The following is a 16,669-nucleotide window of genomic DNA, read 5'->3' as shown; positions in this document are numbered from 1 at the left end:
GAGGACTTGCGCATGACCCATAACAATAAAAAAGCCGCGTTCACACTCAAAGCCTTGTGCTTCGCGCTGCTGGGTAGCCTGGCGGTATTGAGTCAGGGTGCGGCGGCGGCCACGGCTGACGAAGCGGCCAAACTGAACAAGTCGCTGACACCTTTCGGCGCCGAGCGCGCAGGCAATGCCGATGGTTCGATTCCAGCCTGGGACGGTGGTTACACCAAGGTCGATCCAGCGTTCAAGGAGGGCGGCAAACGTAGCGATCCATTCGCAGCAGACAAGCCGCTGTTCAGCATCACCTCGAAAAACCTCGCGCAATACGCCGGCAAACTCACCGACGGCACCAAGGAAATGTTCAAGCGTTTCCCCGACACCTATCGCGTCGACGTGTACCCGACACGCCGCAGCGCTGCGGCGCCACAGTGGGTCTATGACAACACCCTGAAAAACGCCACGCGCGCCAAGCTGGTCGACAGCAGCGCCGGCCCTGTGCCGGAAGGCGCCTACGGGGGCATCCCGTTCCCGATCCCGAAAAACGGCGCCGAAGCCATGTGGAACCACCTGCTCAACTGGCGTGGGACCTCAGTGTCGATGCATTTTCGTCATTACCTGATGACCGCCGATGGCAAGCAAGTGATGACCACCGACGGCAAGGCCATTCAGGAGATGCCGTATTACTACCAGGACGGGTCGCCGGAATCTTTTGCCGGGGATTACTGGCTGTTCCGTCTGCTCAATATCGGCCCGCCACTGCGCGCCGGCGAGCAAATCATGGGCCGTACCAACATCAACGGTGATCTGTCCCAAGCGCACGTCTACCTGACCGGACAACGCCGCGTGCGCAAGCTGCCGAATGCCTGTTGCGATACACCAACGCCGGCAACCGCCGGGGTGATGTCGTTCGATGAACTGAGCGTGTTCCAGGGCCGCATGGATCGCTTCAACTGGAAGCTGGTAGGCAAGCAGGAAATGTACATCCCGTACAACACCAACAAAGTACAGACCGCCGGTAAACCCGAGGATCTGTTTCTCGCCCATCACATGAATCCTGATTACGTGCGTTGGGAATTGCACCGGGTCTGGGTGGTGGACGCCGAACTGGCACCGGGCAAGCGTCACCAATTGCCGAAGGGCCGCTACTACCTCGACGAAGACACCTGGCAAGCCATGCTCGGCGATCGCTGGGACGCCAACGGCCAACTGGCCAAGACCCTGTGGTCGCTGCCGGCAGTGCTGCCGGATCTGCCGGCCCAGGCGCAACTGTCTTCGGGCTTCTACGACCTGACCTCCGGCGCCTGGTTTATCCAGAACGTCTACACCGGCCTGCCTGAGCAATACGGCGTAGTCGATCGCTACAAGACTTCGGAGTTTTCCCCGGCAGCGATGGCGGGTGCCGGAGTTCGTTGAGTCGAGAACGGGATCACGGCGCGTAGGCCGTGATCCGGTTTCACAGGGGGTTTCGAGGTCGGTATGAACAAAATCTGTCAGGTGATGGGCCGGCTGATCTGGCTGGTGGTGCCTCTGGTGCTGCCGTTGGGTCTGGCGCACGCGGCTGAGGTGAACAACGCACTGGGTACGCCGGCGATGCAGGCGCCACAGGCACAACGTGCGGTGCTGCTGGATCTGGCCCGCGCCGGTGCGCGATTGGTGGCGGTGGGCGAGCGGGGCATCGTGCTGCTTTCCGACGATAACGGCCTGCAATGGCGTCAGGCCCAGGTGCCGGTGTCGGTCAGCCTCACAGCGGTGCAGTTCGCCGATGCCGACACCGGCTGGGCGGTCGGTCATGCCGGGGTCGTGCTGATGTCGCATGACGGCGGCGAGCATTGGACGGTGCAACTGGACGGCAATCGAGCGGCGCAACTTGAGCTGAACGAAGCACGCCAGCAACTGCCCGGCGCGGCGGATCAGGATGCCGCTGATGCGCGGGTGTTGAACGCCGAGCGCCTGGTCAATGACGGGCCGGACAAACCGTTGCTCGCGCTCAAATTTGTCGATGCGCGCCATGGCCTGGTGGTCGGCGCTTATGGCCTGGCGTTCAAGACCGACGACGGTGGCCTTACCTGGCAGTCAATGATCGGGCAGATCGACAACCCGTCGGGCGCGCATCTCTACGCCATCGCGCGGCAGGGCGAGCACTGGTTCATCGCCGGCGAGCAGGGTTATCTGGCGCGGTCGGACGATGCCGGAAAATCGTTCTCGGCACTGCAAAGTCCGTATGCAGGCAGTTTCTTCGCCCTGCAAGCAACCGACAACGGCACGTTGCTGGTCGCCGGCTTGAAGGGCAATGCGTTTGTCTCCCGCGATCTGGGGGAGAGTTTCCAGCCGGCACCGGTGCCGATGCCGATTTCTTTCAGCGATGCGATTCGCACCGATGACGGGCAACTGCTGCTGGTCAATCAGGGGGGCGCGTTGTTTCGCACCGGTGACCAGCCGGGTGCAACGCTCAAGCCCTATGGCAAGCCGCTCGGCATGCCGGTCGCCAGCGTCGTTCAGGCCGCGGACGGCAGTCTGGTGTTGGCGGGTTTCACCGGTTTGACGCGCGTTTCGCCGCCAACCGCTATCGCTTCGGAGTGAGGTTATGCAGCCATTTGATAATGCCAGCGCGAGCCTGGCGAATTTCGATCCGCGCTCCGGCTCGGTGGTCGAGCGCACTTTGTTCAACCATCGCTTATGGGTGCTGCTGGTGTGCGTACTGACAACCCTGGTGCTCGGTTATCAGGCGACGCGTATCGAGTTGAACGCCAGTTTCGAAAAAATGATCCCGACCGGTCAGCCCTACATCGCCAATTACCTTGAGCATCAGAAGCAGCTCAGCGGCTTGGGCAATGCCTTGCGCATTGTGGTGGCGAACACCAAAGGCGATATCTACGACGCCGAGTATCTGAAAACCTTGCAAGCCCTGAGCGACAAGCTCTATCTGCTACCGGGCGTCGATCGCGCCTACATGAAATCTCTATGGACGCCGGCCACACGCTGGGTGGCGGTGACCGAAGAGGGGTTGGACGGTGGCCCGGTCATTCCCGATGACTACAGCGGCACCCAAGCCAATCTCGAAGCACTACGGCGCAACGTGCAACGCTCCAATGAACTGGGCCAGTTGGTTGCGCTCGACCAGACGTCCAGCATCATTTATGTACCGTTGCTGGCCAACACCGCCGACGGGCAGCCAATCAACTATTCGACGCTTTCGGAGCAGCTGGAGACGCTGCGCAGCACCTATCAAAAAGACGGCATCGAGATTCATATCACCGGTTTCGCGAAGAAAGTCGGTGACCTGATCGACGGGTTGAAGCAGATTCTGTTGTTTTTCGCCGTCGCCATCCTGATCACCACGGCCGTGTTGTTCTGGTACACCCGTTGCCTGCGCAGCACCTTGCTGGTGGTGTTCTGCTCGCTGGTGGCGGTGGTCTGGCAGCTCGGCTTGTTGCCGTTGCTCAACTATCAGCTGGATCCGTATTCGGTGCTGGTACCGTTTCTGGTGTTTGCCATCGGCATGAGCCACGGCGCGCAGAAAATGAACGGCATCATGCAGGACATCGGTCGCGGCATGCATCGGGTGGTGGCCGCGCGGTTCACCTTCCGCCGCCTGTTTCTGGCCGGGCTGACGGCGCTGCTGTGCGATGCGGTGGGGTTTGCCGTGCTGATGCTGATCAAGATCCAGGTCATTCAGGATCTGGCGGTCATCGCCAGTATCGGGGTGGCGGTGCTGATCTTTACCAACCTGATTCTGCTGCCGGTATTGCTGTCGTATATCGGTGTCACGCCGCGCGCCGCGCAGTTGAGCCTCAAGAGCGAACAAACCGAGCAGGCCGGTCTGCGCCGTCATGCCTTCTGGCGCTTTCTCGACCTGTTCACCCAGCGCCGCTGGGCCAGTCTGTGCATCGCCATCAGTATCGCTTTGGCGGCCGTCGGTTTTGTGGTGAGCCTGCAACTGAAGATTGGCGACCTCGATGCAGGCGCGCCAGAGCTGCGCGCAGACTCGCGCTACAACCAGGACGATGCTTTTCTCACCCGGCATTACGGCGCCAGCAGCGATCTTTTTGCGGTCATGGTGAAAACCCCGGCCGGCAGTTGTGCGCGTTACGACATTCTCGCCAAAGTCGATGCGCTGGACTGGCAGCTGCGTGCGCTGCCGGGCGTGGACTCGACCAACTCGCTGGCCTTGCTCAACCGCCGCATGCTGGTCGGGCTCAGTGAAGGCAGCGCCAAGTGGTACGAGCTGCAGAACAACCAGGCGATGCTCAACATGATCACCGCCAGCGCCCCGCGCGGGTTGTACAACGAAGATTGCAGCCTGCTGACGCTGTATGCCTACCTCACCGACCACAAGGCGGAAACCCTGACGCGCCTGGTCGAGCACGTGGAAACGTTTGCCGCCGCCAATAACACCGATGAGGTGCAGTTCCTGCTGGCGGCAGGGAACGCCGGTATCGAGGCGGCGACCAATATCGTGGTCAAACAAGCCAACCGCGAAATGCTGTTCTGGGTGTACGGCGCGGTGATCGTGCTGTGCCTGATCACCTTCCGTTCCTGGCGCGCGACGCTCTGCGCGGTTATTCCGCTGATGCTCACCTCGATTCTCTGCGAAGTGTTGATGGTCTGGCTGAACATCGGTGTGAAGGTTGCCACGCTGCCGGTCATCGCCCTCGGTGTGGGCATCGGCGTCGACTATGCCTTGTACGTGATGAGCATTTTGCTCGGCCACCTGCGTCGCGGCACGAGCCTGTCCGAAGCCTATTACCTGGCGCTGGTGTCCACCGGCAAAGTGGTGATGCTGACCGGCATTACCCTGGCAATCGGCGTCGCGACGTGGATGTTCTCGCCAATCAAATTCCAGGCTGACATGGGTGTGCTGCTGGCGTTCATGTTCGTCTGGAACATGGTCGGCGCGCTGGTGTTGCTGCCGGCGCTGGCGCATTTCCTCCTGCCTGTACGTCGTTCGACGGCCGACGCTGTGACACCGCCTGCTGTGCTGAACGTGGCGAAACCGGCCACTGCGGCGGCGACAAATTCCAATCATCTGCGCACTCAGGAGCGTTGCCATGCGCGTTGAAACTTCCTCTATAAGCGCAGGTAGACAAGCAGGGTTGGTGCAATCGCTATTACTCCTGCTGGGCAGTTGCCTGCCGGTACTCGGTGCTGTGCTGCTGGCACCGGTGCTGCCGCGCATGCAGGCGCATTTTGCCGACGTACAAAACAGCGCCGTGCTGGTGCCCATCGTGCTGACGTTGCCGGCGCTGGTGATTGCCTTGCTGGCGCCTTTTGCCGGCGTGATTGCCGACCGTCTCGGGCGCAAACCGTTGTTGCTCGCCAGCATGGGCCTTTACGTGCTCTGCGGTGTGCTGCCGCTGTGGCTGGAATCGTTGCCGGCCATCGTTCTCAGCCGCGCCGGCATCGGCCTGGCCGAGGCGGGCATCATGACCTGCTGCACCACGCTGATGGGCGATTACTACAGCGGCGCCCGACGCGAACGCTTGTTTGCCTTGCAGATGGTCGCCACGTCACTGTCCGCTGCAGTGTTTATCGCACTGGGTGGTTTTCTCGGGCAGGACGACTGGCGCACGCCGTTTGCGTTGTACGCAGTCGGCCTGGTCTTCCTGCCACTGATGGCCTGGAAGCTTTGGGAGCCGCAATCGCAAATCCCCACCCAGCAGCCTCTGCATAACGCATTTAGCGACAAGTTCCCGTGGCGTGCGCTGACGCCCATGTATGCGTTGGCGCTGTTGGCAGGTCTGAGCCTGTTCATCGTGCCGGTACAGGCGGGGTATCTGCTCAATTTGCTGCACGTCGATGCGCCGCAAGAAATCGGCATGACCATGGGCGCCAACCAACTGGGAGTGCTGGCCGGTGCGTTGAGCTTTCGCCTGTTCAGCGGCATGCGTGCACAGCACATGTTGTTGCTCGCTTATGCATTGGCGGGCGTTGGCGGCTTGTTGATGGCCAATGCCGGCAGCCACCTGCAAGTGGTGGTCGCGGTGACGATCAACGGCCTGGGCATCGGCCTGATGTTGCCGACGCTGATCACCTGGATCATGGCGCAAGTCGACTTTCATCAGCGCGGGCGCGCGGCGGGGTGTTTCACCGCGGCGATTTTTGCCGGCGAATTCATCAGCCCCTTGGTCGTGCTCGGCATCACCCATGGCGTCAGCTCGGCGCTGCCGCACGCCCTGGCACTGGTGGGCGGCCTGCAATTGCTGGTAGCGCTGTTTTGCCTCGCCGTCCCCAAGCTTGGCGGACTGTTGCCGCGTACGCCGATGACCCCTGAACGAGAACTTTAAATGCAGACACTTCCCGCGTTCAAAAGGGTGGTCACTGGCCACAATGCCCAAGGCCACGCCGTCGTTGCCAGCAGCGGCCCGACGCCCAACGTGTTCCCGCTGCTGGCGGTGCCCGGCACGGTGTTTTACGAACTGTGGAACACCGTCGCCAGCCCCGTATTGCTCGACAACGCGAGTGATCCAAGCGCTCAGCCCCTGCGACTCAGTCCGGGGCCGCAAGGCAGTGTGATTCGCGTGGTCGACATCCCGCCGGACAGCGTTCAGAACCAGGTCAGCGATGAAAACGCCGCCGCGGTATTTGCCGAAATCGGCGAGTTGCATGCCGGAACGGGGCAGGGTGCCGGCAAACACAAGTTAATGCACCGCACCGAAACCCTCGACTACGGCATCGTGACCGAAGGGGAGGTGTGGCTGGTGCTGGACGAAGAAGAAGTGCATCTCAAGCGCGGTGACGTGGTGGTGCAACGCGGCACCAACCATGCCTGGAGCAACCGCACCGAGGCCATGGCACGCATGGTCTTTATCCTGCTCGACGGACGCTTCGCCGCTGAACTGAATTCTGTGCAAGGAGCATCATCATGAAACTCGCCACGCTGAAAAACGGTCATCGCGATGGACAACTGGTCATCGTCTCGCAGGATCATCAATGGGCGCTGGATGCCGGTTCGGTGGCGGCCACCTTGCAACAAGCCATCGAAAACTGGCCCGGCGTCGAACCGCGCCTGCAGGCGCTGGCCGTACTGTTGAATGCGGGCGAAGCACAGGGAGCGTTTGCCTTTGACCCGACTCAGGCCATGGCGCCGCTACCACGTGCTTACCAATGGTGCGACGGCTCGGCGTTCCTCAGCCATGGCGCGCTGATGCAAAAGGCTTTCAACCTTGACCCTATCGAAGGCGCCGAACACACGCCGCTGATGTATCAAGGGGCCGGGGACGATTTCCTCGGCGCGCACGACGACATTGCGCTGCCCAGTGAAAGCCAGGGCATCGACTTCGAAGGTGAGTTCGTCGTGCTGGTGGACGATGTGCCGCTGGGTTGCAGCGCAGAACAGGCTATTGGGCACATCAAGCTGATCCTGCAGATCAACGACGTCAGTCTGCGTGCGCTGGCCCCTCGGGAAATGAAAACCGGCTTCGGTTTTCTGCAGGCCAAACCCTCATCGAGTTTTGCCCCGCTGGCAATCACCCCGGACGAACTGGGCGATGCCTGGCGCGACGGGCGTGTACACCTGCCGTTGCAGGTGAACTGGAATGGCGAGTGGTTCGGTCATCCACACGGTGGGCAGATGACCTTCGGCTTTGGCCAGTTGATCGCCCATGCCGCGCTGACGCGCCGCTTGGGTGCCGGCACGCTGATCGGCTCCGGCACGGTCTCCAACGCCGAGCGCAGCGTCGGTTCAGCCTGTATTGCCGAGCGGCGCGCCATTGAGATGATCGAGCATGGCGCACCGCGCACGGCTTTCATGCGCTTCGGTGATCGCGTGCAGATGGACGTCCTCGGAGCCGACGGCCAGTCGCTGTTTGGTGCGATTGACCAGCGCGTCGTCAAGGCTCAAGGCTGAGGAGCGGCATATGCGTGTGTTGATAACCGGAGCCAATGGCTTTGTCGGCCGCGAGTTGGTGCGCTGTCTGCTGGCGAGGGGAAGCTTGCGCGGCCGGATCATTGCTTCGTTGCTGGTGCTGGACACTGACTTGCAAGGCCTGGCGGATGATCCGCGTTTGCGCCGCCATCGCGGCAACATTACCGACGCGGCGCTGATGCGGCGAGTGCTGGCCGATGGCGTCGATGTGGTTTTTCACCTGGCGAGCATCGCCGGTGGCGCGGCAGAGGAGCAGTACGCGCTGGGTTATCAGGTCAACCTGTTAGCGAGCCTGGAACTGCTCGATCAGCTGCGTAACAAACCCCTGCCTCCGGTGCTGGTCTACGCCAGCAGTGTCGCGGTCTATGGCGGCGGATTGCCGATGCGCATGAATGAGCAGGCATCGCTGCATCCGGAACTGTCCTACGGCACGCATAAGGCGATGGTCGAAAGCGTCATTGTCGACCTTGCCCGACGCGGCGAAGTGGACGGCCGCGCACTGCGCCTGCCCGGCATCGTTGCCCGCCCGCGTGAACCCAACGGTTTGCGCTCGGCCTTCATGAGTGACTTGCTGCGCGCCTTTGCCGAGGGCGAGCCCTATCGTTGCCCGGTTTCCACCGAGGCAACAGCCTGGTGGATGTCGGCGCGCTGCTGCGTGAACAACCTGATTCACGCCGCTGAACTGGATCAATACGAACTTCAATCACAAAGGGTGTGGCAATTGCCGGTGCTGCATCTGTCGATTGCCCAGGTGGTCGATGCCCTCGCGGCGAGTTACGGGCAGGAACGCCGCAGCCTGATCACTCACGTCCCCGATAGCCAACTGGAAGCGCTGTTCGGGCGTCTGCCACCGCTGAAAACCCCACAGGCGCGTGCCGCCGGTTTCAGCCATGACGGCAACGCCACCGCGCTGATCCGCAATTCGTTGAACCCCGCCGCCCCTCGGCATTTATCGATTACTGGAGACTCCCTTCATGCAGCCAGCCAAGCCTAAGCGTCGCCTGGTCGACCTCTCGGTCACCCTCGACAATAACCCTTACACCGATCCGCCACCGCTGTTGCCGAAAATTGACTACATGGATCACCAGCAGGGCTGGCCAGAAATGGCCGCGATGTTTCCCGGGCTGCAACTGGAACAAATGCCGGGCAACGAATCATGGGCGGCCGAGCGTCTGCAAATCACCACCCACAGCGGTACGCACATGGACGCGCCGTGGCATTACGCATCGACCACCGATGGCGGCCAACCGGCGTTTGGCATCGACGAATTACCGCTGGACTGGTGCTTGCAACCGGGGGTCAAACTGGATTTCCGGCACATGCCTGACGGGCATGTGGTGACTGCCGAAGAAATTGAAGCGGAGCTTTTGCGTATCGATCATGTTTTGCAGCCATTGGATATCGTGTTGATCAATACCCGTGCCGGCGCATTGTTCGGTCAGCCCGGCTATCTTGATGCTGGCGTTGGCATCGGACGTGAGGCCACGATGTATTTGCTGGAGCGCGGTGTGCGGGTCGTCGGCACCGACGCCTGGAGTTGGGACGCGCCGTTCAAGTACACCCGCGAGCGTTTCGCCGCCGACGGGGATGCGTCGATCATCTGGGAAGGGCACAAGGCCGGGCGTGATATCGGCTACGGACAGATGGAAAAACTGGCCAATCTTGAAGCCCTGCCGGCCAATGGCTTCGTGGTGTCGTGTTTCCCCTACAAAATCAAGCACGCGTCGGCCGGGTTCGTTCGCGCGGTGGCGATCTTCGAGGAATAAACGCCAGCAGCTGCCCGGGGGTTGTCCATCGAACATAACAAGAGAGAAAACATGCCTTTTCCACGAATGCCTTTGACGTTGTTGATGGGTGCGCTGACGCTGGGCAGCAGCCTGGCGATGGCTGCTACTGCGCAGTCGACGCCACCGAACATCCTGCTGATCGTCGCGGACGACCTGGGTTACTCCGACCTTGGCAGTTTTGGCGGCGAAATCAACACGCCCAGCCTGGATTCCCTCGCTCGCGAGGGCTTGCAGTTCACCAGCATGTACGCCGCGCCGACCTGTTCGATCACACGTTCGATGCTGATGTCCGGCACCGACAATCACCTTGCCGGGCTAGGCACCATGGCCGAAGCGCTGCAGCCATTTCAGCGCGGCAAACCGGGTTACGAGGGCTATCTGAATCAGCGTTCCTATTCGATTGCCCAGTTGCTCGCGGCGGGCGGTTACAACACGTTGATGGTCGGCAAATGGCACCTGGGCCTGGAGGCGGATCAGGGCCCGGATCAACGTGGGTTCCAGCAATCGTTCACGCTGCTGGAAGGTGGCGCTGCACACTTCAAGCCGTCGACGGTTGAGCCATCGAAGATCGAGCAAGTGCACTACCGTGAAAACGGTAAAGCCGTGGAGTTGCCGGACGATTTTTACTCCAGCGACTTCTACACCGACAAGCTGATCGATTATCTGCAAAACAGTAAAAAGGACGGTAAACCGTTTTTTGCCTACGCCGCTTACACCGCGCCGCACTGGCCTTTACAGGCGCCAAAAGCGTATCTGGACAAATACCACGGCCGTTTTGATCAAGGCTATGACAGCGTGCGCCTGGCGCGTATCGAGCGAATGAAAAACCTTGGCGTCATGCCGCGGGACGCCCAGCCAGCACAACCACTGGCCGCCAATCCAAAACTGCCGGGCTGGCAGCAAATGAGTCCTGAGCAGCAACGCAATGAAGCGCGCAAGATGGAAATCTACGCGGCCATGGTCGACAACCTCGATCACAACATCGGCCGTTTGATCGATTACCTGCGCGCGAGTGGCCAATACGACAACACGCTGATCGTGTTCATGTCGGACAACGGCGCCGCCGCTGAAAATCATGCGCAGTTCTATCCGCCGGGTCCGCGCACCGATAACCGCTACGCCAACCTCGGTCGAGCGGGGTCGCAGATCGACTACGGCCTGCGCTGGGCCGAGGTCAGCGCCGCGCCGTTTCACTTGTTCAAGGGCACCACTGCCGAAGGTGGCATCAGCGTGCCGGCGATCCTGCAGATGCCCAAATCACTGCGGCGTCAGGGGGTAGAGCGTGGTATTGCCCGGGTCGATGATCTGGCGCCGACTTTTCTCGCGCTGGCCGGAATCGCCCCACCGACAGAGGCCGACAAACATCCGATCACCGGCAAATCGCTGCTGTCGATGCTCGCCGGCAAGGGCAGCCCGCACACTGACGGCAGCCTCGCCGGTGAACTGTTTGGCAATGCCTACTACCGCGAGGGCAACCTCAAGCTGCTGGGCATGCGACCTCAAGCAGGCTTTGGCGATAACCCGCAGCCGCTGCAATGGCAGTTGTTCGATGTGGCGCAGGATCGAGGGGAAACCACCGACCTTGCGGCGACTCAACCGCAGACGCTTGAGCGGTTGAAGGACGCCTGGAAAGGCTACGCCAAGCGGGTTGGCGTAGTATTCCCGCCGCACTGATCCCGCCTGCTGACTGACCACCTGCCGTGCGCTTCATCGCACGGCAGGACATCTTCTGGCATACGCCGACTGCCCCTCGTATCATCTGCGCCACGCCGTCCCGCCTGGAACATTCGAACATCAACATGACCACTTACCATGCCAGGTTCACGGAGGGACCCGTCGGCAGACATGTATTGAGCATGGCAAGCACCAGCGCACTGGGTTTGCTCGCGGTTTTCCTGGTCGACATCCTGACGCTGATGTACGTGTCGATGCTCGACGATCAAAACCTGCTGGCCGCCGTGGGGTTGGGCAAGACGTTGATGTTCATCAACAGTGCTTTTTCCTCTGGACTGGTGATCGGTGCCGGCGCGTTGCTTTCCGAGCGTATCGGTCGACATGCTTCCAGGTCGCTGGCGCGACTCACCAGCCACATGCTGATCATGGCGCTGGTGCTATCGACCACGATTGTCTTGCTGGAGCTGCTTTTCGCGCAGCCGCTGGCTCGTTGGCTCGGTGGGGATCTGGCGGTTTACCAGAATGCACGGCTATATCTGTGGGCAGTGGTGCCCTCAAGCATTCTGATCGCCGCCACACAGATGTGCGTGCAAATGCTCCGTGCGCAAGGGCACGTCAGGCTGGCGCTCAGCGTATTGCTGGCAGGGGCGGGGACATTGGCGGTGGCCGATCCGCTGTTTATTTTCGGCCTGGACATGGGCCTGGAAGGCGCCGGTGTTTCCTGCCTGCTGGCGGCGAGCGTGTCGTTGATCCTCGGTCTGGTGCTGGTCAAGCGCCACATCGGTTTGTCGGCGCTGATCAATCTCAGGTTACTGGCGCTGCACACGGGGCGAACGGCGCGTGTAGCGCTCCCAGCGATGCTGGGCAATCTGGCCATGCCCGTGGGCATCACCTATTTGATGGTGGTGATGGCGGGCGTGGGTACATCGGCACTGGCCGGCATGGCGGTGGTCGATCGTATTTTGCAGTTGGGCTACTGTGTGTTCTTCGCCCTGCCGGGGGCGTTGGTGCCAGTAGTCGCGCAGAACCTGGGGGCGGGGCGTGATGACCGGGTCAATGCGATTGTGGTCTTTACCCGCCGCTGTGTCGTCCTTTATGGTGTGGCGCTGTGGGCTTGCCTGGCGTTGGCGGGGCCTTGGATCGCCGATTATTTCCATCTGGTCGACGCGGGCCGAGCGCTGTTCATGGCGTTCTGTCAGATCGGCGCCGGGTTGTGGATTGTCTTCGGTCTGGATTTTGTCGCCCAGTCGATGTTCCTGACGATGAATCGCGCGTGGTGGGTGCCGCTGTTCGGCTGGATTCGCGGCACCCTGGGAACCCTGCCGTTCGTGTACGTCGGCGTCCATGGTTTCGGTGGCAGCGGCGCGTTGATCGGCATGTGGGCCGGTAATACTCTGGTGGCCATCGCCGCGATCGTGACGGCGTCGTTTGTATCGCGGCGATTCTTTGCCCTGCGGACACAGGCGCTGCATTTGCATTGAACCAACACATTCGCCGCAGCCGGAACAGGCAGTGACGGCGGGCACATTTTCAACGGAATTTTATGGCAGTCATGGACACTCAAAACGAATCGGCGGATGCGCAGAGCCCCAAGCGTCGACGCGCGCCGAAGGGCGAAATGCGCCGCATGGCGCTGCTCGATGCAGCCACCGAAGTCTTTGCCCGGGATGGTTATCTGGGCGCTTCGATGCGTGATGTCGCCGATATCGCCGGCATCACCACGGTCGGCTTGCTCCATCATTTTCCCAACAAGGTAGCGCTGCTGCGGGCGCTGCTTGATCGTCGCGATGAAAGGGTGATAGCCCGGTTCGGTGATCTGGCCACCGCGCCGACGCTGGAAGGGTTTTTGCAGTTTCTGCGCTTGAGCATGAGTTTCAGCGTCGAGGACGCTGGCGAGTGCCAAGCTTCAGTGATGATCAACACCGAAAGCCTGTCAGAAAAGCACCCGGCGTTTCCCTGGTACAAGGACAAGTTCGACAGGGTGCATGGGCATGCCCAGGCGCATCTCGGGTCACTTCAGGAAATGGGGGAGATTCGCCAGGATGTGGACGTGAAAGCGCTCGCCCAGGAGATTTTCTCGATGATGGACGGGCTGCAAATCCAATGGCTGAGAGGGCGGGCCGAAGTCGACGTGCTGAGCGTTTTTGACGTCTATCTGCGCCGTCTGGCGGCTGATTTGAAAACTGAGGAAAAGGCTCATCCCTGAGCCTCATGTAACGGTCAGTACGTTTGCGAAGCCGTCACTTGCACGGCGTTGCGCAGTGGCACTGGCAGCGGGTTGCTGTCGCGGGTGGTCAGTTGCTCCGGGTACAGCGTGATCAGCGTCTGGCTCAGGGCCAGATCCTCTGAGTCGGTGCCGACGCGGATCTTGAACTTGCCGGCATCGACGTTCCAGCTGGCGGTGTTATCCACGTAATAAGCCAACGAGCGCGAATCGAGCGGGATGCTGACGGTCTTGCTCTCGCCAGGTTGCAGATACACCTTGGTAAAACCCTTCAGTTCCTTCTCCGGACGGTCGACCGCCGGGTTTACCGGTTGCACATACAACTGCGCCACTTCGAAACCGGCCTTGTCGCCTTTGTTGGTCACGGTGAACTTGACGTCAACCGTGGCGCCAGGCGTCATCACATTGCTCGACAACTTCAGATCGCTGTAGCCAAACGTGGTGTAGGACAGGCCATAACCGAACGGATAGAGCGGCTTGGTGTGTTTTTTGTCGTAGCCGCGATAGCCCAGGTACAGGCCTTCGCTGTAGGTCATCTCGGTCAGGGCGTTATCGCCGCGATAAGCCGCTGGATCCGGGTAGGAGGCGTAGCTCGGGTTGTCCTCGATCTTCTTGTCGATGGTCACCGGCAGTTTGCCCGACGGGTTGACCTTGCCGTAGATGATCTCGGCCAAGGCCTGACCACCTTGCTGACCCGGGAACCAGGCTTGCAGTGTGGCGCCTACTTTCTTCGCCCATGGCTGCATATCCGCCACGCCGCCGCCGTGCATCACGACGATGGTGTTGGGGTTGGCCTTGGCGACTTGCTTGATCAGTTCAGCCTGTTGATCTGGCAGTTCATAATCGCGGTCGGAACCTTCGCCTTCGTTTTCATAGTTGGTGCCTGCTGCCACCACGACGGCATCGTATTTAGACAAATCCGCCGGTGGACGAAGCGCCGCCCAGCTCATTTGCACACCGGCCAGACCGCCCATTGCCGGAGTGAAGTTGCCCTGCACGCGTTGGTACTCGAGCTTGACGGTGTATTGCTTGCCGGCGACCAGTTTGGCGGTCTTGCCGGATGTAGTCAGCGCATTGACCACGTCGGAGGAGTACGGCACACCGTCGCTCTGTACCACGAGTTCATCGTTGACCCACAGCTTGTACGGGCCATCCGCGCGAATCTTGAAGACCTGAGGACCGGAAACCACTGGCTTGATCTTCGCGGTGAACCGCGCCGAGAAGTTGCCCGCCGTCGGGCTGAAACCAGAAACCGTGGTGGTGCCGCTGCTGGTTTCGTTGGTGCTGGTGGTCCAGTTGAAGTTGACGCCTGGCTCAACGCGGGTTTGCGCCGGGGTCCCGGAGAAACTGGTGTTGGCGAAGTACTCTGCCTTGACGCCGGAGTTGCTGACGTCGCTGCTGCCGGTCGACGGCTGATACCACACCGAGCTCTTCGGATTCAGGCTCATCTCGGACAGATACGTGACATCCGAACTGCTGGAGGCCAGTTGCTGCAAGCCGCTCAACTCTGTCACGTAGCTGTTCGGCGGCGCGTTGGCGGTACCGAACGGCGATGCCGGCGCCTGGTTTGCCCAGTCACCAATGACGGCGACTTTGGCGGTTTTGGCCAGTGGCAGCAGTGGGGTGCCGGCGCTGGTTTTCTCGTTGCGCAGCAGGACGATCGCCTCACGCGCGGTGTTCAGCGCTGCGCGTGCACCGTACTCGGGATGGTCGAGAGTCTTGGCGGTGTTGAGGTTTTCCTGGAAGTCGTAGCTGACCACGGCACGCAGGTTGCGCTTGACCTTGTCGTCGATGACGTTCTGGGTCAGTTGGCCGCTCCACACGTACGGCATCAGGTTGGCTTCGGTGAATTGCAGGCCAGACGGCATGTCGATGTCGGTGCCTGCCCAAGCGCCTTTGAACGCATTATGAATGGCGTTGAAATCGCTGATCACGGTGCCCTGATAGCCCCATTCACCCTTGAGCACCTCAGTGATCAGGTGATGGTTTTCGCAGGCGTAGTCGCCGTTGATCTTGTTGAAAGCACACATGATCGAGGCGACGTTCGAGTTCTTGACCATCGATTCGAAGCCCGGCAAGTACATCTCGCGCAGGGTACGTTCGTCGGCGACGATGTTCACCGCCTGGCGGTTGGCTTCCTGTTCGTTGGCCAGGTAGTGCTTGCCGCTGGCCTGGATGCCTTGAGCCTGGATCGCGTTGACGATGGCTGGAGCGAGTACTGCGCCGAGGAATGGATCTTCGCCGCTGACGTATTCCGCCGAGCGACCATTGAACGGTGTGCGGTAGAGGTTCACGCCCGGGGATAACATCTGCTGGCCGCCGGAGATCCTGGTTTCATAGCCGATCGCCAGGCCGAACTCCTTGGCGCGGTTGATGCTCCAGGTCGCTGCGAGTGCCGACTGCGACGGGTACTGCGCGCCGAAGGTGGCGTTGTTGACGTGCACGCCCATCGCCGAGTCGTACGCGGTGGTGCCCTTGATGCCCCACTTGAGCAGGGAAGGGATCATGTGACCGTCGTTGACGCGAGTGAAGTTGATCTTTTCGGACAGGTTCATGTTGTCCAGGATCGAACTGACGCGGGCTTCGACTTCGTTACCGGTAGCAGGCGTGACGGCGGCGAGCGCCAGGTTGGCTTGAACAATGCTGAAGGTCAGTACGCTCAGGCCAAGGGTCTGTTTAAAGGCTGACAAGGCGAAAGTCCTGTTGGTGTTGTTCGGGATCATGGTTGTTGCACCTGCGCCGGGGCGTCACTGGTTTCCAGGGGAGCATCAAGCATCGTGGCAACGCCGGTTTGCGTGGCGGGTGCCAGGTTGGCGGCGCCGGTGAGCTGATCGCGTTTGGCCTCGATCTGTTCACGGAGCTGATGTTCAGCATTGCCGCCATCCGCTGACGAGGAAGAAGAATCCGCCGCCATGGCGGGTAAACTTTGCGCGCACAAAAGTATTGCGCCCATAACGGGCGACATGATTCGAAGCATCGATCAATTCTCGGTTTGTGGAAGAGTCGTTATTGCACGATTGCAACTTGCAATGTTGTAGTCGCACATAAGTCCGAAGCATGCACATGAAAGTTCAATGCTCGCAAAATTATTTTTCAGGAATGGAAGTTGATGCAATGAAAAGCGACGTTCGG

13 protein-coding genes are annotated in these 16,669 nt (G+C 60.8%); 11 read left to right on the top strand and 2 right to left on the bottom strand.

What is annotated here, in order from left to right; all coding sequences use genetic code 11:
* Positions 1-12: 12 nt before the first annotated feature.
* The 11 genes from PSH79_RS14110 (at position 13) to PSH79_RS14060 (ending at position 13,519) form a co-directional block, all read left to right on the top strand.
* Complete coding sequence (locus PSH79_RS14110; protein ID WP_305437866.1) at positions 13-1,401, top strand: DUF1329 domain-containing protein; 1,389 nt, start codon at positions 13-15, stop codon at positions 1,399-1,401.
* Positions 1,402-1,464: 63 nt separating this feature from the next.
* On the top strand, positions 1,465-2,568 hold the full coding sequence (locus tag PSH79_RS14105) for a YCF48-related protein (RefSeq protein ID WP_305437865.1): 1,104 nt from the start codon (positions 1,465-1,467) through the stop codon (positions 2,566-2,568).
* Positions 2,569-2,572: 4 nt separating this feature from the next.
* On the top strand, positions 2,573-5,047 hold the full coding sequence (locus PSH79_RS14100) for an RND family transporter (RefSeq protein WP_305437863.1): 2,475 nt from the start codon (positions 2,573-2,575) through the stop codon (positions 5,045-5,047).
* Positions 5,037-6,272: an MFS transporter gene (locus PSH79_RS14095; protein ID WP_305437862.1), complete on the top strand. Its 1,236-nt coding sequence runs from the start codon at positions 5,037-5,039 to the stop codon at positions 6,270-6,272. The genes PSH79_RS14100 and PSH79_RS14095 overlap by 11 nt, the downstream gene beginning before the upstream one ends.
* Positions 6,273-6,854, top strand: a complete 582-nt coding sequence (locus PSH79_RS14090) for a cupin domain-containing protein (protein WP_305437860.1) — start codon at positions 6,273-6,275, stop codon at positions 6,852-6,854.
* Positions 6,851-7,834 carry a fumarylacetoacetate hydrolase family protein gene (locus PSH79_RS14085; RefSeq protein WP_305437859.1) on the top strand — a complete coding sequence of 328 codons (984 nt, stop codon included), beginning with the start codon at positions 6,851-6,853 and terminating at the stop codon, positions 7,832-7,834. Before PSH79_RS14090 ends, PSH79_RS14085 begins: the two co-directional genes overlap by 4 nt.
* A gap of 10 nt (positions 7,835-7,844) precedes the next feature.
* Positions 7,845-8,846 carry an NAD-dependent epimerase/dehydratase family protein gene (locus PSH79_RS14080; RefSeq protein WP_305437858.1) on the top strand — a complete coding sequence of 334 codons (1,002 nt, stop codon included), beginning with the start codon at positions 7,845-7,847 and terminating at the stop codon, positions 8,844-8,846.
* The gene (locus PSH79_RS14075; protein ID WP_305437856.1) at positions 8,827-9,618 is read left to right on the top strand and encodes a cyclase family protein; all 792 of its coding nucleotides are present in this window, start codon (positions 8,827-8,829) and stop codon (positions 9,616-9,618) included. Before PSH79_RS14080 ends, PSH79_RS14075 begins: the two co-directional genes overlap by 20 nt.
* A 51-nt stretch (positions 9,619-9,669) precedes the next feature.
* On the top strand, positions 9,670-11,313 hold the full coding sequence (locus tag PSH79_RS14070; RefSeq protein ID WP_305437855.1) for an arylsulfatase: 1,644 nt from the start codon (positions 9,670-9,672) through the stop codon (positions 11,311-11,313).
* Positions 11,314-11,438: 125 nt separating this feature from the next.
* Complete coding sequence (locus PSH79_RS14065; RefSeq protein WP_370872662.1) at positions 11,439-12,794, top strand: MATE family efflux transporter; 1,356 nt, start codon at positions 11,439-11,441, stop codon at positions 12,792-12,794.
* Positions 12,795-12,856: 62 nt separating this feature from the next.
* Positions 12,857-13,519 (top strand): TetR/AcrR family transcriptional regulator, encoded by a 663-nt coding sequence (locus PSH79_RS14060; RefSeq protein WP_305437852.1) that lies wholly within the window; start codon positions 12,857-12,859, stop codon positions 13,517-13,519.
* Between the two features lie 14 nt (positions 13,520-13,533).
* Here the strand turns inward: PSH79_RS14060 and PSH79_RS14055 are convergent, their stop codons facing one another.
* Together PSH79_RS14055 and PSH79_RS14050 are read right to left on the bottom strand one after the other, a co-directional pair.
* Complete coding sequence (locus tag PSH79_RS14055; RefSeq protein ID WP_305437850.1) at positions 13,534-16,260, bottom strand: glycoside hydrolase family 3 protein; 2,727 nt, start codon at positions 16,258-16,260, stop codon at positions 13,534-13,536.
* Positions 16,257-16,502: a hypothetical protein gene (locus PSH79_RS14050; RefSeq protein WP_305443967.1), complete on the bottom strand. Its 246-nt coding sequence runs from the start codon at positions 16,500-16,502 to the stop codon at positions 16,257-16,259. The genes PSH79_RS14055 and PSH79_RS14050 overlap by 4 nt, the downstream gene beginning before the upstream one ends.
* Between the last annotated feature and the right edge of the window lie 167 nt (positions 16,503-16,669).

The organism is Pseudomonas sp. FP2196 (genome assembly GCF_030687715.1).
In the GTDB taxonomy this organism is placed as follows: domain Bacteria; phylum Pseudomonadota; class Gammaproteobacteria; order Pseudomonadales; family Pseudomonadaceae; genus Aquipseudomonas.
Note: the sequence above shows the minus strand (reverse complement) of the source record. Positions and strands in the feature narration are given on the sequence as shown.